This window comes from Arthrobacter sp. 05T420 (genome assembly GCF_056396305.1).
In genome coordinates this window covers 136499-161621 of the sequence record NZ_JBFTLG010000004.1, presented here as the reverse complement: position 1 = coordinate 161621, position 25123 = coordinate 136499, and the positions used below count along the sequence as shown (strand labels likewise).

The 25123-nt window shown below is 64.2% G+C and carries 23 protein-coding genes; 11 read left to right on the top strand and 12 right to left on the bottom strand.

The window, feature by feature from the left end:
• Positions 1–36 precede the first annotated feature (36 nt).
• The 5 genes from AC1DEM_RS05905 (at position 37) to AC1DEM_RS05885 (ending at position 3996) form a co-directional block, all read left to right on the top strand.
• On the top strand, positions 37–276 hold the full coding sequence (locus AC1DEM_RS05905; RefSeq protein ID WP_091561899.1) for an acetyl-CoA carboxylase: 240 nt from the start codon (positions 37–39) through the stop codon (positions 274–276).
• 2 nt (positions 277–278) lie between these two features.
• Entirely contained in the window at positions 279–1631 is a 1353-nt protein-coding gene (locus AC1DEM_RS05900) for an acetyl-CoA carboxylase biotin carboxylase subunit (protein WP_476883578.1), read from the top strand.
• Positions 1628–2533 carry a 5-oxoprolinase subunit B family protein gene (locus AC1DEM_RS05895; protein WP_476883577.1) on the top strand — a complete coding sequence of 302 codons (906 nt, stop codon included), beginning with the start codon at positions 1628–1630 and terminating at the stop codon, positions 2531–2533. Before AC1DEM_RS05900 ends, AC1DEM_RS05895 begins: the two co-directional genes overlap by 4 nt.
• Positions 2523–3509 (top strand): 5-oxoprolinase subunit C family protein, encoded by a 987-nt coding sequence (locus AC1DEM_RS05890; protein WP_476883576.1) that lies wholly within the window; start codon positions 2523–2525, stop codon positions 3507–3509. Before AC1DEM_RS05895 ends, AC1DEM_RS05890 begins: the two co-directional genes overlap by 11 nt.
• Before the next feature lie 202 nt (positions 3510–3711).
• Entirely contained in the window at positions 3712–3996 is a 285-nt protein-coding gene (locus AC1DEM_RS05885) for a hypothetical protein (RefSeq protein ID WP_476883575.1), read from the top strand.
• Positions 3997–4039: 43 nt separating this feature from the next.
• Here the strand turns inward: AC1DEM_RS05885 and AC1DEM_RS05880 are convergent, their stop codons facing one another.
• The gene (locus AC1DEM_RS05880; protein ID WP_476883574.1) at positions 4040–5251 is read right to left on the bottom strand and encodes an alanine racemase; all 1212 of its coding nucleotides are present in this window, start codon (positions 5249–5251) and stop codon (positions 4040–4042) included.
• A gap of 119 nt (positions 5252–5370) precedes the next feature.
• Between AC1DEM_RS05880 and AC1DEM_RS05875 the strand changes: the two genes are divergently transcribed.
• Positions 5371–6141 (top strand): alpha/beta fold hydrolase, encoded by a 771-nt coding sequence (locus AC1DEM_RS05875; protein ID WP_476883573.1) that lies wholly within the window; start codon positions 5371–5373, stop codon positions 6139–6141.
• Between the two features lie 60 nt (positions 6142–6201).
• Here AC1DEM_RS05875 and AC1DEM_RS05870 read toward each other — a convergent pair whose 3' ends face one another.
• The 4 genes from AC1DEM_RS05870 to AC1DEM_RS05855 all read right to left on the bottom strand — a co-directional run bounded on the left by AC1DEM_RS05870 (position 6202) and on the right by AC1DEM_RS05855 (position 12020).
• Positions 6202–8103, bottom strand: a complete 1902-nt coding sequence (locus AC1DEM_RS05870; protein ID WP_476883572.1) for a primary-amine oxidase — start codon at positions 8101–8103, stop codon at positions 6202–6204.
• 67 nt (positions 8104–8170) lie between these two features.
• Positions 8171–9406, bottom strand: a complete 1236-nt coding sequence (locus AC1DEM_RS05865; RefSeq protein ID WP_476883571.1) for a saccharopine dehydrogenase family protein — start codon at positions 9404–9406, stop codon at positions 8171–8173.
• Between the two features lie 56 nt (positions 9407–9462).
• Complete coding sequence (locus AC1DEM_RS05860) at positions 9463–11019, bottom strand: APC family permease (protein WP_476883570.1); 1557 nt, start codon at positions 11017–11019, stop codon at positions 9463–9465.
• A 149-nt stretch (positions 11020–11168) separates the two neighbouring features.
• Positions 11169–12020 carry an MIP/aquaporin family protein gene (locus AC1DEM_RS05855; RefSeq protein ID WP_476883569.1) on the bottom strand — a complete coding sequence of 284 codons (852 nt, stop codon included), beginning with the start codon at positions 12018–12020 and terminating at the stop codon, positions 11169–11171.
• A 216-nt stretch (positions 12021–12236) separates the two neighbouring features.
• Here AC1DEM_RS05855 and AC1DEM_RS05850 point away from each other — a divergent pair, with 216 nt between their 5' ends.
• The gene (locus AC1DEM_RS05850) at positions 12237–13007 is read left to right on the top strand and encodes a potassium channel family protein (protein ID WP_476883568.1); all 771 of its coding nucleotides are present in this window, start codon (positions 12237–12239) and stop codon (positions 13005–13007) included.
• A 101-nt stretch (positions 13008–13108) separates the two neighbouring features.
• Complete coding sequence (locus AC1DEM_RS05845; RefSeq protein WP_476883567.1) at positions 13109–14803, top strand: alkaline phosphatase D family protein; 1695 nt, start codon at positions 13109–13111, stop codon at positions 14801–14803.
• Positions 14804–14862: 59 nt separating this feature from the next.
• On the opposite strand, the gene lepB is transcribed toward AC1DEM_RS05845, so the two are convergent.
• The 4 genes from lepB to AC1DEM_RS05825 form a co-directional block, all read right to left on the bottom strand.
• Positions 14863–15363 (bottom strand): signal peptidase I, encoded by a 501-nt coding sequence (lepB, locus tag AC1DEM_RS05840; protein WP_476883566.1) that lies wholly within the window; start codon positions 15361–15363, stop codon positions 14863–14865.
• A 5-nt stretch (positions 15364–15368) separates the two neighbouring features.
• Complete coding sequence (locus AC1DEM_RS05835) at positions 15369–16979, bottom strand: multicopper oxidase family protein (protein ID WP_476883565.1); 1611 nt, start codon at positions 16977–16979, stop codon at positions 15369–15371.
• Positions 16980–17086: 107 nt separating this feature from the next.
• Complete coding sequence (locus AC1DEM_RS05830; protein ID WP_476883564.1) at positions 17087–18439, bottom strand: sensor histidine kinase; 1353 nt, start codon at positions 18437–18439, stop codon at positions 17087–17089.
• Positions 18423–19817, bottom strand: coding sequence for a response regulator (locus AC1DEM_RS05825; protein ID WP_476883563.1), 1395 nt, complete (start codon positions 19815–19817; stop codon positions 18423–18425). The genes AC1DEM_RS05830 and AC1DEM_RS05825 overlap by 17 nt, the downstream gene beginning before the upstream one ends.
• A gap of 36 nt (positions 19818–19853) precedes the next feature.
• On the opposite strand from AC1DEM_RS05825, the gene AC1DEM_RS05820 reads away from it, so the two are divergent.
• Positions 19854–19979, top strand: a complete 126-nt coding sequence (locus AC1DEM_RS05820; RefSeq protein WP_476883562.1) for a hypothetical protein — start codon at positions 19854–19856, stop codon at positions 19977–19979.
• Positions 19980–20133: 154 nt separating this feature from the next.
• Here the strand turns inward: AC1DEM_RS05820 and AC1DEM_RS05815 are convergent, their stop codons facing one another.
• Positions 20134–20646 carry a hypothetical protein gene (locus AC1DEM_RS05815; protein WP_476883561.1) on the bottom strand — a complete coding sequence of 171 codons (513 nt, stop codon included), beginning with the start codon at positions 20644–20646 and terminating at the stop codon, positions 20134–20136.
• A 204-nt stretch (positions 20647–20850) separates the two neighbouring features.
• Between AC1DEM_RS05815 and AC1DEM_RS05810 the strand changes: the two genes are divergently transcribed.
• Both AC1DEM_RS05810 and AC1DEM_RS05805 read left to right on the top strand, forming a co-directional pair.
• On the top strand, positions 20851–22992 hold the full coding sequence (locus tag AC1DEM_RS05810) for a PKD domain-containing protein (protein WP_476883560.1): 2142 nt from the start codon (positions 20851–20853) through the stop codon (positions 22990–22992).
• A 91-nt stretch (positions 22993–23083) separates the two neighbouring features.
• Positions 23084–23335, top strand: coding sequence for a hypothetical protein (locus AC1DEM_RS05805; RefSeq protein ID WP_476883559.1), 252 nt, complete (start codon positions 23084–23086; stop codon positions 23333–23335).
• 23 nt (positions 23336–23358) lie between these two features.
• On the opposite strand, the gene AC1DEM_RS05800 is transcribed toward AC1DEM_RS05805, so the two are convergent.
• Positions 23359–23676 carry a hypothetical protein gene (locus AC1DEM_RS05800; protein ID WP_476883558.1) on the bottom strand — a complete coding sequence of 106 codons (318 nt, stop codon included), beginning with the start codon at positions 23674–23676 and terminating at the stop codon, positions 23359–23361.
• Positions 23677–23773: 97 nt separating this feature from the next.
• The gene (locus AC1DEM_RS05795) at positions 23774–25048 is read right to left on the bottom strand and encodes an MFS transporter (RefSeq protein WP_476883658.1); all 1275 of its coding nucleotides are present in this window, start codon (positions 25046–25048) and stop codon (positions 23774–23776) included.
• Positions 25049–25123: the final 75 nt, after the last annotated feature.

Below are 25123 nucleotides of genomic sequence, written 5' to 3'. Positions count from 1 at the left end.
ACCGATCTATCCAAACCATCTGAAAGCGAGCATCCCGTGGCAACCATCGTTTCCCCGCTCCCCGGCGTCTTCTACCGCAAGCCCGGCCCTGGCAAGCCGCCTTTCGCCAACGAAGGCGACGCCATCGAGGTCGGCCAGACCCTGGGCATTATCGAAATCATGAAGCAGTTCACCGAAATCCAGTCCGATGTGGCCGGCACCCTGGAGTCGTTTGAGGTCAACGAGGGCGACATGGTCAACCCTGGCGACGCAATCGTCATCGTCCGGGAAGGATAGCCATGAAGAAACTGCTCATCGCCAACCGCGGCGAGATTGCCGTTCGCATCGCCAGGACCGCCCGCGAAATGGGCGTCGAGACGTTCGTGGTGGCCAGCGAAGCCGACGTCGAATCCTTGGCCGCCCGGTCCGCTGACCACGTCGTCGTGGTGGGTCCGGCGCCTGCCACCGCCAGCTACCTGAACCAGGACGCCATCGTCGCCGCGGCCGTGGACAACGGCTGCGATGCCGTCCATCCGGGCTACGGGTTCCTCTCCGAGAATGCGGACTTCGCCCGGAAGGTCGCTGATGCGGGCCTGATTTGGGTGGGGCCGCGTGCGGACGCCATCGCGATGATGGGCAACAAGTCCTTGGCGAGGGAATCGGCCCGGAAGGCTGGTGTCCCCGTGCTCCGCGGCTCGGACGGGCCCCTCGATCCGGCCGCCGACGCCGTAGAAATCGCCCGTGGCATCGGCTACCCCCTCGTGATCAAAGCCTCCGCCGGCGGCGGCGGCCGGGGCATCCGCTTTGTTCACAGCGAAGGGGAGCTTCTTGGATCCATTGAGCAGACCCGCGGCGAAGCGGGGGCCGTCTTCGGCGATCCCACCGTTTACCTGGAACGCTTTGTGCAGCATGCCCGTCACGTGGAGGTACAGGTCCTCGGCGACGGCACAAACTTCATCCATCTCGGCGACCGCGACTGCTCCATGCAGCGGCGCTCCCAGAAGGTCATCGAAGAGGCGCCGGCGCCGGACCTCCCGGACCACGTCCGCCAGAGGATCCGGGAATCCTCCGTGGAACTGGCCCGCGAGTGCGGCTACAGCGGCGCCGGAACGGTCGAATTCCTCTACGACCCGGTCAACCATGAGGCCGCGTTCATCGAAATGAACACCCGTATCCAGGTTGAGCACCCGATCACCGAGCAAATCACGGGCGTCGATCTGATCCGCGAACAGCTGCAGATCGCGTTCACCGGGGCGATGTCCCTCAGCCAGGACGACATCACATTCAACGGCCACTCTATCGAATGCCGTATCAACGCCGAGGACCCCGACCACCACTTCTTCCCCAGCCCGGGCATCATCACGGCCATGGACTGGCCCGCGGGCGCAGGCATCAGGGTGGACACCGGGGTGGAGACCGGTTCCACGGTCACTCCGTACTACGACTCCCTGATGGCCAAGCTGATTGTGCATGCAGACACCCGCGCATTGGCCATTGGGGCGATGCTGACGGCCCTGGATGAGACCCGCATCGAGGGGGTCAAGACCACTATCCCGGTGCATAAGAAGCTGCTGAGCCGGCCCGAATTTGCGGCCGTCACCCACCATTCGAAATTCCTTGAAACCGTCCCCGATCTGATGGAGGCACAATGAGCAGCCCGGAACCCGCCGTGTTGGAGGCCCGCTACACCTGGGGCGGAGACGAATTCCTGTTCGTTGAGGTCTCGGAGTCCATGGGCCTGGCAGCGAACTTCAGGGTGATGTCCATCGCCGCGAAGCTCTCGGCCATGCAGCTGCCCGGCATCGTGGACGTCTGTCCCGCCAACGCGTCGCTGCTGGTGAGGTTCGATCCCGACGTCCTGCCGCCGTCGACCCTTGAAGAGACCGTCCGGACCATTGAAGGGGACCTAACGCACCATCACGACCATTCGCTGGAAACCCGGATCATCGAGGTTCCGGTCTGGTACGAGGACCCGTTCACGGCGGAAGTGGCCGAACGTTTCCGCGAAGGTTTCCATCAGGAGCCCGGCGGCACCGACATTGACTACGCAGCCAAGGTCAACAACCTCAAGGATGCCGCCGAATTCATCCAGCGCCACCATGAGCAGCCGTGGCTTGTCTCCATGGTCGGCTTCGTCGCCGGCCTGCCGTTCCTCTTCCAGCTGGTGGAGCGGGAAAAACAACTCGAAGTCCCCAAGTACCTGAGTCCCCGCACCGATACCCCCAAACTCACCGTGGGCCACGGCGGCTGCTTCGGCTGCATCTACTCCGTGCGGGGTGCCGGCGGCTACCAGATGTTCGGGGTGGCTGCCGCGCCCATCTTCGATCCTGCCCAGTCCCTGGCCGATTTCAAGGACTTCATGGTGTTCTTCAGGCCGGGCGACATCGTGAAGTTCAAGCCGGTCACCGAGGCTGAATATAACAACATCCAGACCGAGATCTCCGCCGGGACGTTCCGCTACCGCCAAGTGCCGGTGACATTTGATCTGTCCAAGGCGCTGGCGGATCCCGAAGGCTACAACCAGGAACTCATGGAGGCCCTCAATGGCGTTTGACATCAAGAACCCCGGACTGGCCACCACGGTCCAGGACCAGGGACGCACCGGCCACTACAACGTGGGCATCCCGCAGAGCGGTTCCATGGACCAATACTCGGCGGAACTAGGCAATGCCCTGGTGGGCAACACCGCCAAGGAGGCCGTCCTCGAATGCACGTACCTGGGCCCGGTGCTGACCACCGACCAGGATGCCGTCGTCGCCGTCACCGGGGCACCGGTGGACGTCAAGGTCAACGGCGAAACCCGGCCCCAGTGGACCCGGCTGCAGCTGAAGGCCGGCGATGAACTCAGTTTCGGGGTCATCCGGGGCGGCACGCGCTACTACATCGCGGTCCAGGGCGGCATCGATGTCCCCAAGGTGCTCGGCAGCCGGTCCACCTACAGCCTGGGCGCGATCGGCGGGTTCCAAGGCCGCAAGCTGGAGACCGGTGACCAGGTTCCGGTGGGTGCCCCGCTCAACGGCGGAGCCCTGCCCGACGCCGATACAGTTCCGGAGGAATTCCGTCCCGTCTTCGCCAAGGAACAGGCCGTCCGGATTGTCCTTGGCCTGTACGACCACCGTCTCACCGACGAGGGGCTGGACAGTCTTCTCCACAGCGAGTGGAAAGTGACCCCCGTGGCTGACCGGATGGGGTTGAGGTACTCAGGTCCCGGAGTGCAGTGGAAGGAGCGGGAGCAGCCATTCGGCGCCGGCTCCGATCCGTCCAACATTGTGGATGCCGGCTATGCCGTCGGGTCCATCCAGATTCCGGGCGGCACCCAGCCGATCATCCTGCACCGTGATGCCGTCTCCGGCGGGGGTTACGCCATGGTGGGCACGGTCATCAGCGCCGATATGGATCTGGTGGCCCGCGCCGCCCCCGGCACGTCCACCAGGTTCGTGGCCATCAGCCTGGACGAGGCCCTGGTGGCCCGCAAGGAACTCGCCGAGCTCAAGAGGAACGCCCGGGCGGCCATCGGCGCGGGCAGCTGAGCTACGGGACGGCGGACTGTGGCGGACTGTGGCGGATGGCCCCGAAACGGGAGCCTTGTGCTTCTGCGCCGGCGGGTCCTTACTGGTGGGAGGAGACCAGTCTGTCCGCCACCAGGACGGGATATCCCAAGGATCCAGCTCCCGGTTCAACGGCCTGGGCGGCAGGTGCTCCGACGTCGGACCTGGATCTAGGAGGACAGTCATGTTCGCTCGCGTCAGCACCTACCAGCCCGGCCCGGGCAGCTCCGGGGCACCCTCAGATGAGACCGTCAACCGGGTGCTCGAGCTGCCGGGATGCCTGGGCATCTATTACTTGCTTGGGAAGGACAACAAGTCACTGTCCATCACGCTGTGGGAGGACGCGGCCGCCCTTGCCGGCAGCGGGCAGGCTGCCGGCAAGATCCGCTCCGAGACCAGCGCGGAACAGCACATGCAGATCCTGGGCGTCGAGGAATTCGAAGTGCTGACCCGGCACCTCAAGGAGTAAGTCCCAGAAGGAGCGCGGGCCAAGAATCCAGGACGGCCGAGAATCAGTCGCCGCCGGGGGTGGCCCCCAGGGAGGATCGGCGGAAGTCGGTGTGCCACACGTCTTTGTCGCGCCCGTCCCGGTCGGTGAGCACGTATTCTGGCCAGCGGTCAAACGCGGAGCAGGGATGGGACAGCCCAAAATCCACGGTATCGGTGACATTCAGCCCGGTGACGCCGGTAAGGACTGCGTGATGGTCGAAGAGATTCCGCACCTCTGCGGCTGCGCCCTTCTTTTCGGCACCGTCCGCCGTCCGGGCCGACAGGAAGATTGGCAGTCCGGCGTCGTAGGGAAGATCCCGTTTGCCTGCACCGACGACGGCCATCCCCGCTTCCGGGGTAGACAGGACAACGGCGCGAACGGATATCGCTGGAATGAGTCCCGGAACGGGGCTGACGGCGGCATACGTGCCGTGATCGTGGGTGACGTAGCAACCTGATCTGAGAATGATCCGGGTTCCAGGCACCTGGCCGCCGTCGGGAAGGAACTCGACCACGCGGTCCGGGAACGCGGACCCACCCATTGAATAAATGGGGGCAGCAGTCTCAAAAAACTTCACCGCCTCCAGATACACGTCCCGCACCAGCCGGCAGTGTCGGTCGACCGCGGTGACCGTATCCTCCGCCCTGCTGTTGGGCACGACGCCTTCGTACCCGGCAACCCCCACCAGCCTCAGTCCCGGCGTGGCCCGGACCAGCTCAGCCAGCAGCAGACCCTCATCCGGGCTGCGTACTCCTGTGCGGCCGCCGGGTGTGCCGACGTCGATCAGCACCTCAAGGTCGATCGCCCCGCCGTCGAAGATTTCCCCTGCCGTCCTGACCCCAGCCGCAGAATCAACGAAGCAACGGATCTCCCGTCCGGGATCTTCCTCCAGCCACGTGCGGACACGCGTTAGTCCGAGCCTGTCGACGATTTCATTGGCCACGAGAACGCGGTCATGTCCCCAAGCCAATGCCGAGGCGACTTGATCCACGGTGGCGACGGTGACACCGACGGCGCCAGCAGCCAGCTGCCGCTTGATGATCGGCGCCGACATCGTCGTCTTGACGTGCGGGGCGAGTTCCACGCCCCGCTCCCGGCACCACGCCGCCATGACCTGGATATTGTTGTCAAGGGCATCGCCGTCGAGCCGCAGCTGCGGATACCCGGGTCCCTTTAAGATCTTTGGCGCGAAGTCTCCATCGGCTCCACCCTGGCTCTCGATCAGCTGGCTCACACTTCTCCCGATTCTTAGGTCCCAAAAGCTGCTTCGACACTAGCTGCTTTGACACTCCGATAATCTACTTGACCGCCAGGGGTCTGGCGGAATGGGCCAGTTGACACTGCACTAGTGACATGAGCCCCACACCTTCAGACCTCATCCACTTCACCGAACGCGGATCGGGTAAGCCCCTGCTGCTGGTGCACGGGCTGATGGTCACCGGCCAGATGTTCGACCCAGTGCTCGAGCGTCTCGCCGCCCGGCATCGCCTGATCATTCCGGATTTGCGCGGCCACGGGCGAAGCCGGGGACTTCCGCCGCCTTACACGGCCACGCTGCTGGCAGCGGACCTGTCGCGTTTGCTCGACTATCTCGCCATCGAGGCTACGGACGTGCTTGGCTACTCGCATGGTGGCGCGGTCGCCCAGCAACTGGCCCTGGACTATCCCGGGCGATGCGACCGCCTCGTGCTCGTTTGCGCCTATGCCTTCAACATGGCGACGTGGCGCGAGTGGGTTGAAGGCCACGCCCTGCCGCCTGCGCTCCGGGTCCTCGGGATGCGGCGGCTGTCGAAGCTGGTAGTCGCACAGTCCGCTCCGCAGCTGGGCAGGGAACGTACCGACTGGCTCGTCGGGCTCATGGCGGGTCAGGATGCCCGGGTGATGGCGTCCGCCTGGCGGGGTGCGATGGCGTTCGACAGCAGGGGCCGGCTGGCCGAGATCGCCTGTCCGACGCTCGTCGTCGCCGCTGCGAACGATCAGGCGGTACCGATCCATCACGCGAATATGCTCCACAACGGAATTCCCGGGTCGCGGCTAGTCTTTATCGACCCGGCTGACCACGCGCTCATCTGGACGCATCCGGACGAGGTTGTTCGGGTGACCGAGGAATTCCTGGGCGACTGAGAGGGACGGATTCCGGGTTAGATCACGGGGAATTGACACGCCTAGGCGTGCCTGCACCGCCTAAACATCCAGTGTCGGATTCCGGTCGAAGAAGCCCACCGGCTTGAGCCAGAACGCAACAGTGTCCGCCGGCATTACCGGCCATTCCTCCGGCCGCGGGATGTGGTGTATGCCGAAAACGTACCAAAGGACGACGTCGGTGTTTTCCACGGGCCGGCCCTGCTGCACCCATTCGGGCATTCCCAGTCCGCCTGCTCCCTGGTTCACAAATTCGCCGGCCGGCCAACGTTCCTTGGCATCGTTCGGCGTCACCCACACTGTGTGCCCAATGACCTCCGAGCGCTGAAAAACCGGGGATGCCGGATCAAAGAACGCGGGGAACGCTGCGCCGGGCACCAGTTTGTAGGACACCGGGGTTCCGAGCCCGTTGACCGAATTATCGTTTGTCACCGTCCAGGCCCGCTGGGTTTCCCAGGAATAGTCGTCGTGTCCCTCGGTCGTGATGGGGGTCTTTTTCTGAAGCAGGGCGAGCCCGTACGGATTCTCCGGCCCCATCGGGACCATCTCGGTTTCCGAGCGGTAAACTGTGTTGGCCGTTCCGTCGATGTCGAGGTCGAGCCGGGCCACCAGGAAGTGCTGATGGAAGGGCGCGTAGGTCCGGTGGTCCACAAGGGTCCCGCTCGGATGCTCTTGGCCCTCGCCGAAATGGGTGACCACCATGATTCCAGTGGCTCTTACCTCGCACTCGATGTTCCCGTCTTGGTAGAAGCGCCAGTAGACCAGGTATTCGTAGTTGGCCACGGTGACATGGAACGAAATCACCAGTCGACGCATGCGACGCACTTCCATGCCGCCGTCGTGATCGATGTGCTTCCACAACACCCCTGCGTCCTCTTCGTGGAAGCAGATCGCGTTCTTGATGGTGAACGGCTCCCCCGCCGAATTGTGCATGACCGCATCGAAGTACCGGACTTCGCCAAGACAGTCGCAGCCCAGTTCAAGCGACGTCGTCATGAATCCCAGACCCCATTCACCGACATCGAACGCGGTGCGGCGGTAGTGGTCGTCACTCGGGTCCCGGTAGGGAACGGCCATTTCGGCGAAGGACAGGCGGTTCGCAATCGGCCGCTCGCGCCCTCCGTCGCGATAGCTGACCCGGTGAATGGTCAGGCCTTCGCGGTAGTTGAACCCGATTCGCATGGACCAGTTCTGCCAGCTGACCCTGTTGCCATCAAAACGGAAGGAAACGCCCTCGGGCTGAAGAATCTCCAGCGGCTTCAGCGGTTCCCGGGTGCTTGCATTGCGGAGCCGCTCCGGGATCAGCGCCGGGACATATTCCCCCATGATCTCGGGAGTGTCGACCGCAAAGGTGTCCTCGATGTCCAGCAGCTCCATGGAGGCCAGGTCAATGACGCAGTGGAAGCCGTTGACCGGCCCTGCGTAGGGGTTTGCGCCCGGCCGGGCACGGACCCAGGTATCGGACCAGCCGATCCGGCGCCCCTGGTACTTTTCCGGGATCAGTGTCAGGCCGTAAGTCCAAACGTCCATGAACACCAGGGACAGGTCCGTGATGCCGCGCTTGGCAAGCGCAGCGATCACCCTCGGGTCACTGCGCAGCGCTGCGTCAGCTTCTTCCCACTCGTCCACGGTCATGTTCGCCTGCACGCCCGGGACATGGGTGAAAGAGACAACGTCCCCGCGAGCCAGGGACAGCCGCGCCTGGTAGGTCTTGTTTGAGGAACGTTCGAAGCAGTTCACACCGACGATCCGCTCCGGAGCCGGCGCGTCGGCGTCGGACTCGAAGGCGTCGACGGAGGCCTTGTCGGGTTCGATCAGCTCAATGGCTGCCAGTCGCCATGCAGGAAATGAGACGCCCTGTGCGCTGGCGAGCAAGGCAGCCGCTGCTAGGAACTCTTCCGCGCTAAGTGGATCCAGTGGATGAAACTGGGACGAAATTTTCACGGCACTCTCCTTCTCCGAGATCGCGTTCACGGCCCCGACGGCGAAACCCGGAGCCGCCGGAGGGTCCTCACAGCGTTTCCTCTCTGATGTGCCAGGGAGAGCCGTAACCTTCCGGCTCGGGGGCGGCCATCAAGTCCAGGAATGGTTTGGAGGGGAAAGCCTCCGGCCCCAGGACGCCTGCCCCTGTCCATGTCCCGCTGGCAAGCAGCTCGAGAGCAATGACCGGGTTAATGGCTGTTTGCCACACGACGCATTGACTGGCGTAGTTTTCCATCGTCCACGCATTGTCGGCCACATGGTAAAAATACGTACTTCGCGGGTTGCCTTCCCTGTCTTTGCCCCGGACCAAGACCCCGGCGCACGTTTTGCCCGTGATCTTGGGGCCGAGCGTGGCAGGGTCCGGCAGACACGCTGCGACCACGTCACGGGGACTGACCAACGTTCCTTTGACGTTCACCGGTTCGGTGGAGTCGAGTCCGAGTTTGTGAAGGACGCGGAGCACATCGATAAATTCATTTCCAAGGCCGTATTTGAAGTTCACGGTTTTTGCATCGATCCATCGCGGCATGAGCAGCACTTCTTCGTGCTCCACATTGACGCATTCGACCGGCCCAATGCCCTCGGGGAAGTCAAACACTTCGGGTTCGCTAAATGGCTCCGTGGTCCTCCAGCCGTGCTCGGACGAGTAGACGACCGGCGGATTAAGGCACTCCTCGATGGTGGTCCAAATCGAGAATGACGGGGCAAAGTCATAGCCTTCAACCACCAGGTTGGCCCCGTCCCGGACGCCCAGTTCGTCGATCTGGGAGAACAGGAATTCCCGGGCGTAGGCGGCAAATACATCCGACAGGCCGGGCTCGACGCCCATTCCGACCAAGGCGAGGCGGCCGGCGGATTCCCATTCGCCGGACCGTTCAAATTGCAGATCACCCAGTTTCACGCCGGGGAGCTGATAGGGCTCCTCAGGATGCGGCGTCGACAGCGACATGGCCATGTCGAGGTAGGTGGCGCCGGCCTCCGCCGCGCCTTCAAAAATCGGCATCACAAAGCGCGGATCAACGGCGTTGAGGACGTGCGTGATGCGCTGCCGACGTATGGCATCCGCCACGGCCGCCTGGCTCGACGCGTCAAGGGACACTGCCTGAAAGCGTTGCCTGAGTTCGGGGGGAACGGATTGGACTACAGATTCCGCACGCGCCAAGTCGTAGTCTGCGACAACGAATGCTTCGAAAAAGCTCCGTCGCGCCGCAATGCCGGCCGCTGCCCCGCCGACGCCGCCGGCGCCTATGCATAGGATCCTCATTGGTGTCCTTCAGGTGGGAGCCACAGCACCGGCCGTGACTTCAATGGCGGCGCCCCTCATGCGTCCGAAGTCCGGGCCAGTGTGTGCCCGCGGAAGAAGTCCGGCTTCCGGATCCACCAGACCCCCATCAGCACGGCCCCGATCAGCAGGCCGCCGACGCCCACGACTGCCTCGGCCCCGATGCCGAAGATCGTCACGTTGTTACCATCTGCGTCTTGGAGCCAATCAGGTTGGGCGAAGTTCGACAGACCGTAGATGAACACGGCCGCCAGCATGAGGCTGCCGGCCAACGGGAACAGTCCGCGCATGATGAAGTTCCGGAACGAGGACGTGAGGGTCTTGCGATAGAACCATACGCAGGCGAGGCCGGTCAGTCCGTAGTAGAACGCGATCATCAGCCCGATCGAGCCGATCAGGGCCAGAAGGAGTGCCGGGCTGATGAGCGTGAAGACGAGGTAGAAGAACGCGGAGGCGAGGCCCATGCCGATGGTTGACCAGGTGGGAGTGAGGTATTTCGCGTGGATTCGGGCGAACTTTTCCGGGATCGCCTTGTAGACCGCCATCGAAAGCGTGGTGCGTGCTGTCGGAAGGATGGTCGTTTGCGTCGAGGCTGACGCCGACGTCAGGATGGAGAATCCGAGAAGTGTCATGAGGATCGCTCCAACCGGGCCCTCGCCGAACAGTGTAGGTCCGATGGCCGAAAATACGTCGGCAGAGTTTTCCGGATTTGCCAGTCCGATTCCCGAGTCGCCGACGCCGGCAAAGGCCACGGCGGCGACGGTCACGATCGCATAGGTTGCCAGCAGGAGAATCGTGCTGATGATGGCCGCGCGCCCTGGGGTCTTGTCAGGGTTCTTCGTCTCCTCATTCACCGAGACGGCAGTGTCCCAGCCCCAGTAAATGAAGATCGCAGTGAGCATTGCCGGGGCAATAGTCTCGCCAAAGTCGAGTGTGAACGGATTGAACCAGTCCAACTGCGGGACGAGGGAGTACGGCTCTGCGGTTCCCGAATACACTCTGACCAGTGCGAAGCCGGCGAAGAAAATAAGGATTGCGATTTCAAACGAGAGCAGCACGTACTGCACGTGAGCCGTGAGCTCGATGCCCCGATAGCAGATCCAGGTCATCACGGCGATCCATGCCAGACCTGCAATCGTTGTCGCAACGACGTTGCTCGCCAGCTGCGCGACTTCCGGCAGCCCGAATCCTCCGACAAAAATGAATGAATACGCGCCAGCGATCTGAGCCAGATTGGCCATGACGACTATGTCGGCGATGATTATCCCCCAGCCGCCCATCCACCCGGTGACCGGACCAAACGCCCGGGACGCCCACGTAAAAGTTGTTCCGCAGTCAGGATCGGCCTTATTCAGCTCCTGGTAAGCGACCGCGATGAGGTACATCGGGATGAACGCGAGAAGGACGATTCCGGGTGCCTTGACCCCTGCGAAGATGGTGCCACCGACGACGATAAATCCCAGGCTGGCCGCGAGGCTATAGGCCGGGGCCGTCGATGCGACACCCACAACGACGCTCGATACGAGACCGAGCGCGCCGCTTTTCAGCCCCTTGCTGCCAGCCTCTTTAGTTGTTGAAGGAACGGTGCTTGCCATCTTCTCTCCCAACCGAGGAACCGGCAGCGCCGGTTCGAGCCGGAGTCCAACCTTTACCCAGCGAAGAGCGGGACACGTCTGTGCGTAATAATGCAAATAATCCAGCTTCTAGAGATATCCCGCAAGGGGTGGCTTGAGCTGCAAGGCCGCTAGGGCTTCTTGTCCTTCGCGGCCTCGGTGAAGAGGGCACCCTGCGCAGCACCGGAACCGGACTTGCCACCGCCCGGGCCGCGCAAGACGAAGGCAATACCGACGGCGACCACTGCGCCGGTGATTGGCCCGGCGACATACACCCAGTAGTCGCTGAAGTTTAGGCTGGCGAGATCAGGCCCGAACGTCCGGGCCGGGTTCATCGACGTGCCGGAGATGGGGCTGCCCCACAAGCCCGCCAAGGCGATGTAGGCGCCTACGCCAAATGCCCCCAGCAGCCCGACGTTCTGGGCCCCGGAGGCGGTTCCCAGGATGACGCTGACCAGCACCAGCGTCAGCAGTGCCTCCATCCAGAACGCGGCGACGGCCGAATAATTCGCCGCCGGATAGTTTGAACCATAGCTGGCGGAGACACCGATCACGCCTTGCAGCAGGAGACAAGCAAGCGTCGCTCCGATGAGCTGGACAACGATGTAGCCCGGCACCCGGCGCCACGGGAAGTCACCGCGGAGTGCGAACGCGATGCTGACCGCGGGGTTCAGATGCGCTCCTGAGATCTTGCCCATGAAGAGGATGATCCCCATCACCATGAGGCCGGGGGCCACCACGGCCGCCGTGCGGCTGATGACACCGGGGAAGGCCTGGCTCATCATGCCACCCCCGGCCGCAACAATGACCAGCAAGAATGTGCCATACAACTCCGAGAACAAACGCCGCCATTCCTGCCGGGGATCATCAAAATCCTGGACTCGCAAAAGGATGTTCTGCTCGACAACTCCCAATTCGCTAGCGAGATTGTGATTGTGCGCCCGACTCTCACGCGCGCCGTCTTTGCCCTGGTCATCCGCCATGGCGTGTCGCCTCCGCCGGTTCTTGACTCGTGCCTTGCCGATCTATTGCCCGGAGCGGTCCGGCACCTGAGACCCTCAATGTACCGCTGCCGGGAGTGGTTGTCAGCGCTGCGCCGTTGGCTCGTTGCTAGTTGGTGGCTGGCCCTTCGAGGATCCGGGAGGCCCGGCCTGCGAATTCGTGCGGACATCCGCTGTGCAAAGTCCTAGCATTCAGCCATGAGGCAAGAAACGTGGCAAAAGTATTCCGAGTGGCCCCTTGTCGGTGCGGCTTTTATCTTTTTGGCGGCCTACTCCGTCCTGGTCATTGTCGATCCGCCGGATCCCTACGCCGCCGCTCTGTTATTCGTCGTGGGGGCAACGTGGCTGGCTTTCGGCGTCGACTACATCGTGAAGTTGCTCCTAGCCCCCCGGCCGGGCCGTTGGTTCGTCCGCCATCCCCTGGACCTGCTCATGGTGGTGCTCCCGGTAGCGCGCCCATTGCGGCTCTTGCGTCCCTTCACTTTGCGTCGAGTCATGGAACGGGCCCCGGGCACTGCCATCCGGACCCGCCTCATGGCCTACGTCATTTTCTCCGCCATCCTGCTGGTCTACACAGTTGCCCTGAGCGTCCTCCATTTCGAAAGGGGCGCTCCCAACGCGAACATCACCACCATGGGCGACTCTTTGTGGTGGGCGGTGGTCACCATCACAACCATCGGTTACGGCGACTACTACCCCGTTACAACTCCCGGCCGGTGGGCTGCGGCCGCGCTGATGGTCGGCGGGTTTGCGGTCCTGAGCATGGTCACGGCGGCGGTGTCCTCGTGGCTCGTTGAAAGTGTGACGGCCGCAACCCAACTCGGGAAGAACGCGGACATCCCCATCGGCAGCGAGGAGCTGGCCGGCCTCACGGCCCAGATCAACAGGCTCCAAGAGCAGCTGGCACGGACCCCGGGCGAATCGGAGAGCGACCCTGCCGAGGGAGAGGGCCGTAAGGAACCGCGCTAGTGGCATCAACGCTGCCTGTTTCGGTGACGCTGTCTATTCCATGCCACTGTCTGTTCCGTGACGCCATGGCCGCATCCGGCCGGAGCGGGTACAACTGATTCATGACCACCTCCCCGTTGGTTCTCGGCCCCATGGTGCGGTACGTGGATGAGACCTCGGCGAGTGTGTGGGTGGAGACCCCATCCGCTGCCCGGGTTTCCATCCGTGCCGGCGGCAGGGACTGGTCCGCCCGAACGTTCGCAGTTCACGGTCACCACTACGCCCTGGTGGAATTGGGCGGGCTGGAGCCCGGCACGGTCACGCCCTACGCCCTGGATATCAACGGAACGCAGGTCTGGCCCGATTCCTCGACCAGCTTCCCTCCGTCCATGATCGCCACCCTGGCGACCGGTAAGCCGCTGCGGATGGCCTATGGCTCCTGCAGGACCAGCGTCCCGCACGATGCCTCCGGCAACCGGACCCACGGCGTCGACGCGCTGCGCGCCTATGCGCTGAGGATGGCCTCCGGGGGTGAGGTGTCGTGGCCGGATCTGGTGGTCTTCGTCGGAGACCAGGTGTACGCAGATTTGACCAGCGAGCAGATGCAGGAGTTCATCCGCGCCCGACGCGACATCGAGGCACCCCCCGGCGAAGAGCTCAAAGACTACGAGGAATACGCCCACCTTTACTATCTGGCCTGGTCAGACCCCGCGAACAGGTGGCTGCTGTCCACCCTGCCCAGCGCCATGATCTTCGATGACCACGACATCCGCGACGACTGGAATACCTCACTGAGCTGGAAGAAGAAAATGGAAGCCACCTCATGGTGGCATGATCGGATTGTCGCGGGGCTGGCCTCCTACTGGGTCTACCAGCATCTGGGGAACCTGTCACCGCAAGAACGGGCCGAGGACTCGGTTTGGCAGCGGATCGTACGGCACTCGGGCCAGGACGAGATCGACGTCGGCGCGGAGCTGGACGGCTTCGCGGAACGGGCTGACCGGGACCCGAAATCCTACCGGTGGAGCTTCTGCCGCGATTTCGGCGACACCCGGCTGATCGTGGTTGACTCCCGCGCAGCCCGGGACCTGACTCCGGACGACCGGGCATTGGTTGACACACCGGAAATGGCCTGGGTCGATAGCCGGATGCGTGGCGGCTTCCGCCACCTGCTCATGGCGACGTCGCTGCCTTTTCTGCTGCCGATGGGCCTGCACTACGTCGAGTCGTGGAATGAGGCCGTCTCGGAAGGTGCGTGGGGAGAACGTGCCGCCCGGGCCGGGGAGAAGGTGCGCCAGGCATTGGACCTTGAACACTGGGGCGCATTCCAAAACAGCTTCCGGGAGATGGCGGCCCTGGCGAGCGAGGTCGCCGATGGCAGACGCGGGCCGGCACCGGAAACTATCACCTTCCTCTCCGGAGACGTCCACTACTCGTACGTTGCGGAGGTCGACCGTGACTCGGGCAGCCGGATTGTGCAGGCGGTCTGCTCGCCCATCCGCAACCCGTTGCCCCGGGTGATGAGGTCCTTCGCAGCCGTCATGTCCTACGGCCTGGCCACGCCGGTAGGCGCCTTGGTTGCACGCTCCGCAAAGGTCCCGGACCCGCCGTTCCACTGGTCCGGGGTCAAGGGGCCGTGGTTCCAAAACAACCTGGCCCATCTGGAGGTGGTGCCGGAAGGGCTGAAACTATGGTGGGAGACCGGCGTGGTGGCCGGCGGCGACCATCAGCATCCCGAGCTGGAATGTGTCGCCTCCCTCACGTTGGCCCCGTTCAAGGCCCGGAACCCCTCCCACAAGCAGCAGGGAACCGCATGACGGCAGCGGACGTGAATCACGGGCCGCAGCGGACGCCTCCGGCGGGGTCCGGTACGCGTCTACTTTTGGCCGGTCAGCAAGGTACCTTGGATCGCTGTCAACGGCACCGCTCCGAAGTCCCTGGAATCAATTGACACGCCGCGGTTGTCCCCTAGAAGGAAGACACTGCCGGCAGGCACCGTCTCGGGCCCAAAGTAGGTGCCGTCGATCCGGCTGTGATCGATGAATGGCTCTTTGACGGCAACATCATCGACGAATAGTTCCGAATCCCGGATGGCTACCCTTTGCCCCGCTCCCGCAATCACGCGCTTGATCGCCGTCCGGCCATCGACCGGGCTGGCAAAGGCAACAACGACGCCATTGCGGATCCAGCCCGCGGCCGCGGCCGGCTTGTACAGGAACACGACGGCGCCCGAGGGGATCGTGGGGGCCATGCTGTCCGAGGAGACTGTCACAGGCTCCACGAGCCAGGCGCGGATGGCAAGCACAGCCAGGACCGGGATCAATGCCGCTATGAGGGGCCTGCGCCGCGAGCGGCTGCCACGGCCGGCCTGTCCCACGGCTATCAATCCCGATCATCGTCCCAGGCCGCCTTGGCCGCCGTCATGGGGTCGTCCGAATCCCAGTCGCTTTCCTTCAGTCCCACCCGGAACTGGGCCATCATGTCGTGGTCCTCGTGGGGCAGGTTGTGGCAGTGCATCATGTAGAGGCCCCGGTTCGGGGTGAACTTCATGAGCAGCCGGACAGTTTCGTCCTCGCCGACGTACACAACGTCCTTGGGGCCGCGCTCGTGGGCCATAGGGGGCGCCCCGTTGCGGCTGAGGATCTGGAAGTCCACGAGGTGAATGTGGAGGGGATGGAACCAGCCGCCGGACTTATTCTCGATTTCCCAGATTTCCACGGAGTTGAGGTCGGGATCGGCGATGACTTTCTTGTAGCCGCTGGCGATGACGTCCTGCCAGCTGTCGTCATTAATGGTCCACATGTTCGTAGAGTCATTCCGTTTGACCCGGAATTTGCGCGTCTTCACGGATTGCCCTGGCTGTAGCGACATGGCCTCGCTGTTGGCGAGCTTGGTCGGGATCCGGTTCCAGGTGGGGTCCGAGGTGTCCACCGGCTCGTCCGTGACGTCGAAAGCCATGATCTTGTTGGTGAAGTCGTAGTCCACGTTGTTCTTGTTGGACAGATTGCGGAGTTCAATCCGCTGCCCCGTCTTGTAGTTCCGAAAGTCGATGAGGATTTCGTACCGCTCTGCTCCGCCGTGGCGCCAGCTTCCCACGGACTGCGCCACGGGGATCAAGCCGCCGTCGGTACCCACCACCACCACCGGATCACCGGTGCTGAGCGTGGGCCGCAGTGACCGGGAGATGGAGCCGTTCAGGATGCGGAACCGGTAGACCCGTTTCTGCACCTTCATGACCGGCCAGGGCCTGCCGTTGACCAGGATCACGTCCCCCCACAGTCCAGAGTGGCTGTTGTCGTCATAGCCCAGGGAACCGTCCGCGGCAAACATTGCATCGGTGACCGTCAGCGCGACGTCGAAGTTGCCCTGCGGGAGGAGCTGCCGTTCCACAGGATCGTGCAAGTGGTACTGCGCGGCGAGCCCTGAATAGGCGTTCAGGGCCGTGAAGTGGACGCCGTGGTCGTGGTACCACAACGTGCGCGCCGGCTGGAAGTTGGGGTAGTGGTAGTCCTTGTAAAAACCCGGAAGGGTGATGTCGCTGGCGTAGCCGTCGAATTGCGGCTTCGAAGCAGAACCGTGCAGGTGGGTTGACGTGGACAGGGCGTGCCCATCGAGCGCGTGCTCGGCCGGCAGCTGGTTCCGAATCCTCAGTACGGCTTTGGTGCCTTGGTCGAGGCTGATCGTCGGCCCAGGGAACGTGCCGTTATAACCCAGGATGGGAGTGCTAAGCCGGGGCAAAATGTTGGCCATGGCGGCCTTCTCGGTCAGCCGGTAGTAGTTGACGGGCAGGCCGTCCGCGGGATCGGTGCCTGTGGCGTAGGGCTGCAGAACCGGCGCCTGGACAAAAGCCGCCTGGAATGGTTTGGGCATCTCGCTGGAACTTATGCGGCTGGCCGATTTGGCTTCGACCGAGCCGGTCGGCAGCATGGCGCCACCGGCTCCGAGAATACCCAGGCCCCCGATCAACAGAACCTGACGACGTGAAATGGACATAGCCGGTCTCCTTTGCGTTCAGGTACCAGACTTTGCAGGACCCTGCTTGGAGATAACCTGCGACCTTTTTCCCGACCTTGGAAGAAGCCTGAGGAGGCGCGTGCGGGTCAGCGGGCCGGGGCAAGACGCGATTGCAGCCGCGCTGTCACGGTGGTGCCTGTGCCGGGGACGCTGAGAATCTGCAATGCTCCACCCGCTTCCCGGATGGTGTCCTTGAGTATCCGCAGGCCAAGGTGGCCCTCGGCGGCGCCATGTGAGGTGTCGAAGCCCTTGCCGTTGTCCGCAATGCTGATTTCGGCGCCGTGCTGGTCTGTCCGCAGCGAGAGGACCACAGTGGTTGCACCGGAGTGCTTTGCGCTGTTTGAGAGGGCTTCCCGGGCCACGCGGTACAACAGCGCGGACGAACCACGGCCAAGCGCGACATCGTCCGGGATCAGCAGATGCACCGCGAGGCCGCGTTCCTGGTGCGGTTCGACGAGCCGTTCCAGAGACGTCCTGAGCCCCAGCTGTTCAAGGTCGGGCGGATACAGCTCCTGCGTCATGGTCCGCAGGGCGCGGACGCTCTGTTGCAGAATTGTTCTGGCCCCGCCCAGCACCGGCCGCTGCTCCGGTGGGCCGTGGAGCTCTTCTGATTCGAGGGCATAGCCCAGCCCGGAGAGGTCCTGGATTACTTCATCGTGCAGGTCCCGGGCAATCCTGCGGCGTTCCAGGTCGGAGGCCTCAACAGCGCGCTTAAGCAAGCGGTTCCGGGTCGCCTGATGGGCCTGGATCCCACGGGCCAGCCGGACGGCGGGGGGAAGCTGGGCCAGCTGAAGTGCCGCCAGGGCGAGAAGAAGAGGCGGGACCATGCTGTACAGGACTGCCTGCTGCTCGTCACGCACTGGGTCGTCGTCGTAGTAGGCCTCAAAGATCAGCGGCGTACCGTCGGTGGCCGAGGAGCTGACGTAGACTTCCACGAGTTCTCCCGACGCCAGCTCGTACTCATTCTCAAGTTCGTGCTGGCTTTCCAGCGACGCCGTCCCCGGCCCTCCGGCCAGGAGGGCCTTGCCCCAGTCGGGCAAATCGAAGCGTTGCCCCACGAGCGAGCGAATGTCCGAATACACAACCCGGCCAGTGCTGTCCCATACCTTGATCCTCAGTACCGAGGCGTTGTTGCGCCATGGCTCCAATTCCTTGTCCAGGGCGTCCAGCGCCGTTGTGTCGCCGGCGAGCAGCGCCTCGTTCACATGAGGTTTGATAGCAAAGTCCGCCACGCGTTGGGTGAAGAGGAGGGCGTTGTCCAGAGCGTGCCGCTCCGCCTCGGCACGGATCCAAAACGCGACGGGAGTCGCGACAATCAGCAGCGCAAGAAATCCCATCACCAGGAATTTCGCCACGGCGGCCCGGACGGCGAAGCGTTCAGCCGTGCCCGGAAAGTCCTCCGGCTTCGTGCCATCCTCAGCTTCAGAAGGCCTGGACATCGGACTTCACGAGCAGGATTCCCCGGACTTCAGCCTCCGCCATGGCTTCACTCTGGGAGTGCGAACCCAGTTTGGAAAAAATGGTTTTGACGTAGCCGCGGCAGGTGTGGATCGAGATGCCCAGGCTGTTGGCGATCACCCGCACCTCGTGCCCCTCCGACATCAAGCGCAGAACGTCCAGCTCGCGGGGGCTTAGGGGTGGCCCAGGGGGGCACACGGCGGCAGCGGAGCGCGGGGCTCCGATCTGCGCCACCAAGGAGGGGTGCACCACCATGTTTCCCGCCCGGGCGTGCCGAAGAGTGTCAAGCATCGTGGCCAGCGAGCCATCCTTGGGGAGGAACCCGCATATCCCTATCGCCGCTGCCTGCCTCAGGACATCCTGGGACGGATCGCCTGTCAGCATGATGATCCGGGTATCCGGGTTCTGTTCCAAGATGCGGGTCGCCGCCGACAGCCCGTCACCATCAGGCAAGTGATAATCCATGACAACAACGTCGGGTTCCAGTTCGCGGCACAACTGCACGCCGCTCTCAACGGACGCCGCCGAGCCAACGCTGCGAAGGTCCGGTTCCCGGTCCAGCGCACCCGTCAGCAGCTCCGCAAAAGTCCTGTGGTCATCGACGGTCAGTATCCGCAGGGTAGCGGCGCCAGCTCCTGCTTCGCTGGTGGGGATGCTGGTGGGGATACGGTTCGGCATGCTGTTCGGGATGCCGACGGCGGGTGACGGGTCCGCCGAAACGGCGGCTACCGGTCCTGCGTCGCCGCCCGTCAGCCGCAGGAGGCGGGCGTGGGCGCCGCGCAGGGCCTCGCCCGGGGTGCATCCCATTTCCCGGTGCAGCGTGCGCCGGCATTGCTCGAATGCCTTCAGTGCTTCGAGCGGCTGCCCGGAGTCCTCCAGCCCCAGGACGAGGGAGGACCAGGCACTCTCGTTAAGGAGATCGCCGGCCAGGGCTTCCCTCGCCCAGTGGACCGCGCGCTCGGGCTGATGCAGCGACAGCGCCAGTCCGGCGGCCTGCGCCCGGGCCCTGCAGACCCGGTGCTCATGATTGCCCCGTGCTTCCTCGGCCCAGGGCGCCGTCAGCTCATCCCCGAGCAGGGGCGCGAATGCCAGGCCCAGAGCTTCCTGCAGGAGCTCTAGGGCCTCGACGGGCTCGCGCGTCGAGGCCCGGCGCAGCAACTCACTGAAGCGGCTCACATCCAGGTCTACGAGGGCAGGATCCATGACATAGCCGCCGGTGACGGTCCGCAGCGGTCCGGATTTGCCTTGGCCTGGCTGCAAATGGCGCCGAAGGACACTGACGTAGCTTTCCAGCGTCGGCAAAGCCTCTGCCGGTGGCTGCCCGGCCCACAGCACGTCGCTGAGGCGGTCCTTTGACATGGGCGTGCCGAGATTGAGCAAGAGGATTTCGAGGACTTGCCGGGGTTTGGGACCGCCAAGCTCACCCGCTTCGAGGACTTCGCCGCCTCGCCGAATTCGCAGTGGGCCGAGAATTCGGACCTCGAGGACGCACTGTGGCAACACGTCCCCCTCCGCGGTTGATGGACCGTCAATCTCATGGGTGGGGCTGGGAAGCATGGCAGACCTGCAATTCGGACGGAATTAATGCTCCCTAAGTTTTTTCCATCGAGCCACCCTCGACACGAGTACCCGATACTCGTTTTCCCGGGCGGCACTGCCGATCTGCGCCGGGTAGTCAGCCCCGTCCCCGGTGGTGTGCCGCCCCCAAAGACAGCCCCGGGCCGCCCGGGAGCTCCAGTGCCAGATCGATGGCCCGGTCCGGAAGATCGAACACGAGCGTGGCGTTGAGGCTTTGACCTTGGGGGACGTCGGCGGGGGCGGGAGAAGACCAGAGCGCTTTCCACGTCCCGGTTCCGAGACCTGACACGAAGTAGTCAGAGGGATCATACGCGAGGCCGCCCTTTTCCAGCGCCGTCAGCTCCACGAGCACGCGTACTCGGTGGAGCCCCTCCGCTGGCGGATCGGCGAGCGCGGCAGCGGCGGCCGTGGGGATCCCGCCGTCGGTCTCCTCCGGCACCACTCCGTTAATGCGTGCCAGTCCCCCGGTGACGCCGGCCGAAGCACCCAACAGGGCAGGAGGTTTTCGCGGTGCAGCCGTAACGACGCTGGCGACCAGGGCCCCTACAAGGACGAGCAGGATGACCGGAATGAGGATTTTCGCGCGCTGAAGCGTGGCTGACCTTGACATGCAGGCCAGCATCCCCGGAGCGCCCTAGGAAAACCCTTGGAACGCCCTGCGTGCGGGCAGCGGCCCGCGGCCACAAGTTCTCCTGATCACAGGCTAGTTACAAGTTGCCGTCCATACCGTGACGATCACAAGTGCGCCGGCCCGGCGCACCCTGTTCCTCCCGCCAGGGTGGAGGGGCGAGAAAAGCACAGGATGGATGTCGTCATGAAACGAATACTTGCGTTCCTTATGGCAAATGTCGCGGTCGTCTCGTTGGCTGGCCTAGCCTCGGCCGCCGTCGGCCCTCCGGGCGTCAACGGGCCCGGGCTCGCGGAAGTCGGCCCGGTCGACGCGACGGACGGCTACCCGGTCTGGTACCGGGACCGTACCGGGCTCAGGCTGGAGAAGTGCATAGCGCAGGCCGATCCGATGTGCCCGGCCCGCGGGCCGCTGCCCGATGAAGCCGCGGCGGTTTCCTTCCCCGATAACTACCCGGATGAGGGCTTCTACTCCCTTACCTCCGGCACCATGGACACAGCGGGGGGTGGAAAAGCGCTCGCAGCGATTGCCCTGGAACAGGCATTCGGCAGCGGGCCGGTGGCCGCCGGCGACCAGGTCACCTTTGCCCGGCTACGGCTGAAAATCACGAATGTCAGGGATGGCGTGGACTACAAGTTCACCACGCCGGCGGGCACCAAAACCGTCAGGACATCGAAACCGGGCATCGTCTTCGATACCGAGGACATCGGCATCGGCGGAAAGGGAGACTTCTCGGGCGCCTTGGGTGGAAGGATCGGCCCGTTCCTGACCTGGGACACCTACCCCACCGATCCCGCCCTCAAGCCCGACGCCAACGGCAAGAACACGTACGTCGGCGATGGCACCACCCCCCACAAAATCACCGGCAGCCCCTACGGGACCAATATCTTCCGGATCGAGGGTCCGGGCATCAATCCGAGCGCCACGGATGCCTGCCCTTCCGTTCCAGGGCCGGTGACGGACTGTGTAGAAACAGACCTCTTCACGGTGCAGGGAAAGCTTGCGACCAACAGCGGTGTGGCCGCAGAGCGCGCGACGTATTCCAGATCATCGCTTAACTCAGGGACGGTGGACGTCTTCGCATCGAGCGAATCAGGACCGCAAGCAATCCAGCTCTCTGACTCGTCCGCCGGCAGCGCGGTCTTCAGCCCGACGGCGCTGGAAGGATCCGGCGGCAAGTATTTCGCCAGGATCGCTTTTGACGGACCCCAGCCGCCGTCCACGGTCACTGTCACGAACTCGAGCGATGTTCCGGCATCGGCGAAGAAGATCGCCGTCGTCGACCGGGTCAGCGGCAAGGCAACCTTCAACACCGACAGCGGTGTCCTATCGATCGAAGCGGTGTCCAGCGATACGGCGGGCCCGCGGACCCTGACCGCCCTCGGCTTCGGGGAGCTGGCATCGGGCTCCCTGGCATGGGGTCCCCTCGCGGCTCCCCCAGTTTCTGTCACCGTTCGATCCGACGCCAAGGGCGAAGTTGTGTTGCCTGTCGAGGTGACGGGCAACGCCCGCGCCCCGATTCCAGTAACCGCCCAAGCCGGAGCCGATCAAACGGTCCAGGAAGGTCAAAAAGTAGACCTTGACGGGTCCGCCTCCAGCGGTCCGGTCTCCACCTACTCATGGAACGGCCCTTCCGGAGTGGTACTGAGCGATCCCAACGCGGCCCGGCCCAGCTTCACCGCCCCCGCACCGGGAGACTATGTCTTTTCCCTCACGGTCAACGGCCCCGGCGGCCCGAGCACGGCAACTGTCACCGTGACAGTAACAGCCACCGTGGCGGCGGCGGCAAACGCCGGACCAAACCAGCAAGGCGCGCAACGCGGAGCCAAGGTCACCTTGGATGGCAGCGGTTCCACCGGCGCCGCCACCTATTCGTGGACGCAGATTCTGCGCCCGGGCGATCCTAAAGTCACCCTGACCGGCGCCAATTCCGCCCGTCCCTCGTTTACCTTCCCGCTCTACAAGTACCCTGCGAGTTCGGGCGCGCTGACCTTCAAGCTGACGGTAGGAAGCTCTGACGGGTCCTCAAGCAATGCCCAGGTGACGGTCACCCCGCTGGCCGACACGGTGGCGGTTACCTCCGCCCGCTACACGGCCAGCAAGCGCGAATGGCGGGTGGACGGCACCAGCTCCATCCTGTCCGGTCAGGCGGTAACGGTACACCTCGGCGGCTTGGACGGAACCGTCCTTGGTACGGCCGTGGTGGACGCCACGGGATCGTTTGCCATACGAGTTACATCGGCTGTTGTCGGCCGGGCCGGCCAGAGCGTGAGCGTTGAGTCTCCCCTGGGCGGCACCGCAACCGGCTTTGCAGTCCGTGTCCAGTAATCATCCTGCCGCCGGAGCCCGGGGGGCGGCCGTCAGGCCGGCCGTCCCCCGGGACCGTGGTGCCGGGCTTACTGCCTCCGACGGACAGGGTGTGGCGCCGCAGGTACCGTCCTCAAGAACCCCGTCAGATGCCGCCGCAGGCACCACCCTGCGGCTGCAGGTACTCGAAATCATCGACAGCCTCCTCAACAGCGCGGACCCGGAACTGGAGGAGCATCGGGCCCGTCTGCGGGTTCATCTCAGCGAGAATCCCTGGGACCCGGAAACCGCCCTGTTGCGGTACCTTTGGGACCGCGAGCAGCAGGGTGTCACTCCACCGGTACTGCCGGGTGCCGGCCTGTGATGGCCTCCCCGGCGCGGTCCTTGTTAGCGAGGGCCGCCCTCGGGGGCGGCTACGTTCTCTATGGCCACGGTTTCGATGATTCTGGTCGATGGTTCACCGACCAGCGCCGGCGCCGTCACGCCGGTTTTCCACGTATCGTTCTGCAGCCGGCCCAGGAAGTCCACTGCAGCCGCCTGCGTATCGAAATCCATCTCGAGCATCACATAGTCTTGCTGGTCAATCGGGCGCGAGATGCGGTATGACCGCACGCCCGACTTGGCGCGGTCCAGCGGATCACTGTCAAAAGCCGTCCGCCACATGGCAAAATCCCGGACCTGGTGTTCGATCTGCAGGGTAATCACTGAGGCGCTCCTGTCGACGGTTCTACACGCCCAACTGTAGGCCCGGAAGGCCCCGCCAAGTAAGGCGCCCAGCCGAAGTGTTATACCGGATGGCGTCCTACGCCGGCGCGGATCCGGTGTTCGTCGTGCTGGTCGGGGCGTTGGCCTGATCAGCATGGTGGCGTTGGCGGCGGCTCGCCAGCAGGAACGGCACCGCGACCAGCTCGATCACGCCGCCGATCGCCAGGGAGGCCGCGTAGCTGTACACATCGGCCGCCCGACCGAGCAGCGGCTGCACCACGACGCCGCCGCTTGAGCCCATGAGGGAGTCGAAGCTGAGCACTGTTGCCCGCTGCTTCGACGCGATCATGTCGTTCAAGTACGCCTGCCGGACCGGGATGCCGGCCGACCACACCAGCGCCCAGATCGCCAACAGCACCAAGGCCACCCAGAACACTTGGGTGAACCCGAGCGCCACCAGGATCACCGTGTCCACGATGCTGCTAAGGATCAGCACGCTGGTGCGTCTGCGGACGAGGCGCCGGATACGGGGGGCAATCCAGCCACCCAGCACCTCCGCTCCGGCCACGATGGCCGCGGCCAGGCCTGCAACGGAATACGCGTGTGGATCCCCGAACAGCTCCAGCAGGAACGGCTGCAGAGCGTAGAACACATAGATCCCGACGCCGGCGGTGAATGGCGCGGCCAGCATCACGTAACGTACGGGCGGATTCTTCAAGCCGTTGTCGATCGAGGCGGCGAGCACAGCCCGGGTCGCCTGAAGGGGATGAGTAGAGCGTTCAGGGGTGAACCCGACGTCGCGCATGAGCCCGAAGGCCACAGCGAACATGGCCAGCAGCACACCCACACGCAGCAGAAACGGCACGCCCAGATTGGTGGCCTGCGCGATCACGCCGCCGGCCACGGAGCCGACGAGCATCGCGACGCCGGACACCATCTGGCCCCGCCCCAGCACAGTCTCCATCCCGCCCTCATAGCCGGAGAAGCGCAACGCATCGACAAGCCAGGCCTCGACTGCCCCAGAGAAGAACGTGAAACCCAGGCCGAGCAGGGCCGACACCACTGCCCACCACCAGAACGGCGCGGAAAACTGCCAGAGCAGGTAGTAAAGGTAAGTGGAGACGGCGAGGGTCACGGTCCCGAGCAGGAACGAAACGCGGCGCCCCCAGCCGTCGGCGACCACCCCCGTGGGCACCTCGAAGACCACCATACCGGCTGTGAAGAAGGCGTTCGCGGCAAACGCCTCAAGGTTGCTGAGTCCGGCATCCAACAGGAAGAGGGTGTTGATCCCCCAAATGAACGAGGCCGCAAGGGTATTGCCCAGCGTCAACGTCAAATAGATGCGCTGGATCTTTAGGGCGGCGGCGTTCATCGCGGCGCCGTCCCCGCGAGGGCGAGGAGGGAGCACGAGCCCATTCTCGTCTCCCCTACGGACGCGTGCCAGAGC

Bases quoted from the DNA above. Each gene is read 5' to 3' on its own strand.
- AC1DEM_RS05895 (WP_476883577.1), top strand. From the start codon at position 1,628: ATGAGCAGCCCGGAACCCGCCGTGTTGGAGGCCCGCTACACCTGGGGC.
- AC1DEM_RS05845 (WP_476883567.1), top strand. From the start codon at position 13,109: ATGACCACCTCCCCGTTGGTTCTCGGCCCCATGGTGCGGTACGTGGAT.
- AC1DEM_RS05850 (WP_476883568.1), top strand. From the start codon at position 12,237: ATGAGGCAAGAAACGTGGCAAAAGTATTCCGAGTGGCCCCTTGTCGGT.
- AC1DEM_RS05900 (WP_476883578.1), top strand. From the start codon at position 279: ATGAAGAAACTGCTCATCGCCAACCGCGGCGAGATTGCCGTTCGCATC.
- AC1DEM_RS05830 (WP_476883564.1), bottom strand. From the start codon at position 18,439: ATGTCCAGGCCTTCTGAAGCTGAGGATGGCACGAAGCCGGAGGACTTT.
- AC1DEM_RS05810 (WP_476883560.1), top strand. From the start codon at position 20,851: ATGAAACGAATACTTGCGTTCCTTATGGCAAATGTCGCGGTCGTCTCG.
- AC1DEM_RS05835 (WP_476883565.1), bottom strand. From the start codon at position 16,979: ATGTCCATTTCACGTCGTCAGGTTCTGTTGATCGGGGGCCTGGGTATT.
- AC1DEM_RS05825 (WP_476883563.1), bottom strand. From the start codon at position 19,817: ATGTCAAAGGACCGCCTCAGCGACGTGCTGTGGGCCGGGCAGCCACCG.
- AC1DEM_RS05860 (WP_476883570.1), bottom strand. From the start codon at position 11,019: ATGGCAAGCACCGTTCCTTCAACAACTAAAGAGGCTGGCAGCAAGGGG.
- AC1DEM_RS05875 (WP_476883573.1), top strand. From the start codon at position 5,371: ATGAGCCCCACACCTTCAGACCTCATCCACTTCACCGAACGCGGATCG.
- AC1DEM_RS05885 (WP_476883575.1), top strand. From the start codon at position 3,712: ATGTTCGCTCGCGTCAGCACCTACCAGCCCGGCCCGGGCAGCTCCGGG.
- AC1DEM_RS05890 (WP_476883576.1), top strand. From the start codon at position 2,523: ATGGCGTTTGACATCAAGAACCCCGGACTGGCCACCACGGTCCAGGAC.
- AC1DEM_RS05795 (WP_476883658.1), bottom strand. From the start codon at position 25,048: ATGAACGCCGCCGCCCTAAAGATCCAGCGCATCTATTTGACGTTGACG.
- AC1DEM_RS05865 (WP_476883571.1), bottom strand. From the start codon at position 9,406: ATGAGGATCCTATGCATAGGCGCCGGCGGCGTCGGCGGGGCAGCGGCC.
- AC1DEM_RS05855 (WP_476883569.1), bottom strand. From the start codon at position 12,020: ATGGCGGATGACCAGGGCAAAGACGGCGCGCGTGAGAGTCGGGCGCAC.
- AC1DEM_RS05815 (WP_476883561.1), bottom strand. From the start codon at position 20,646: ATGTCAAGGTCAGCCACGCTTCAGCGCGCGAAAATCCTCATTCCGGTC.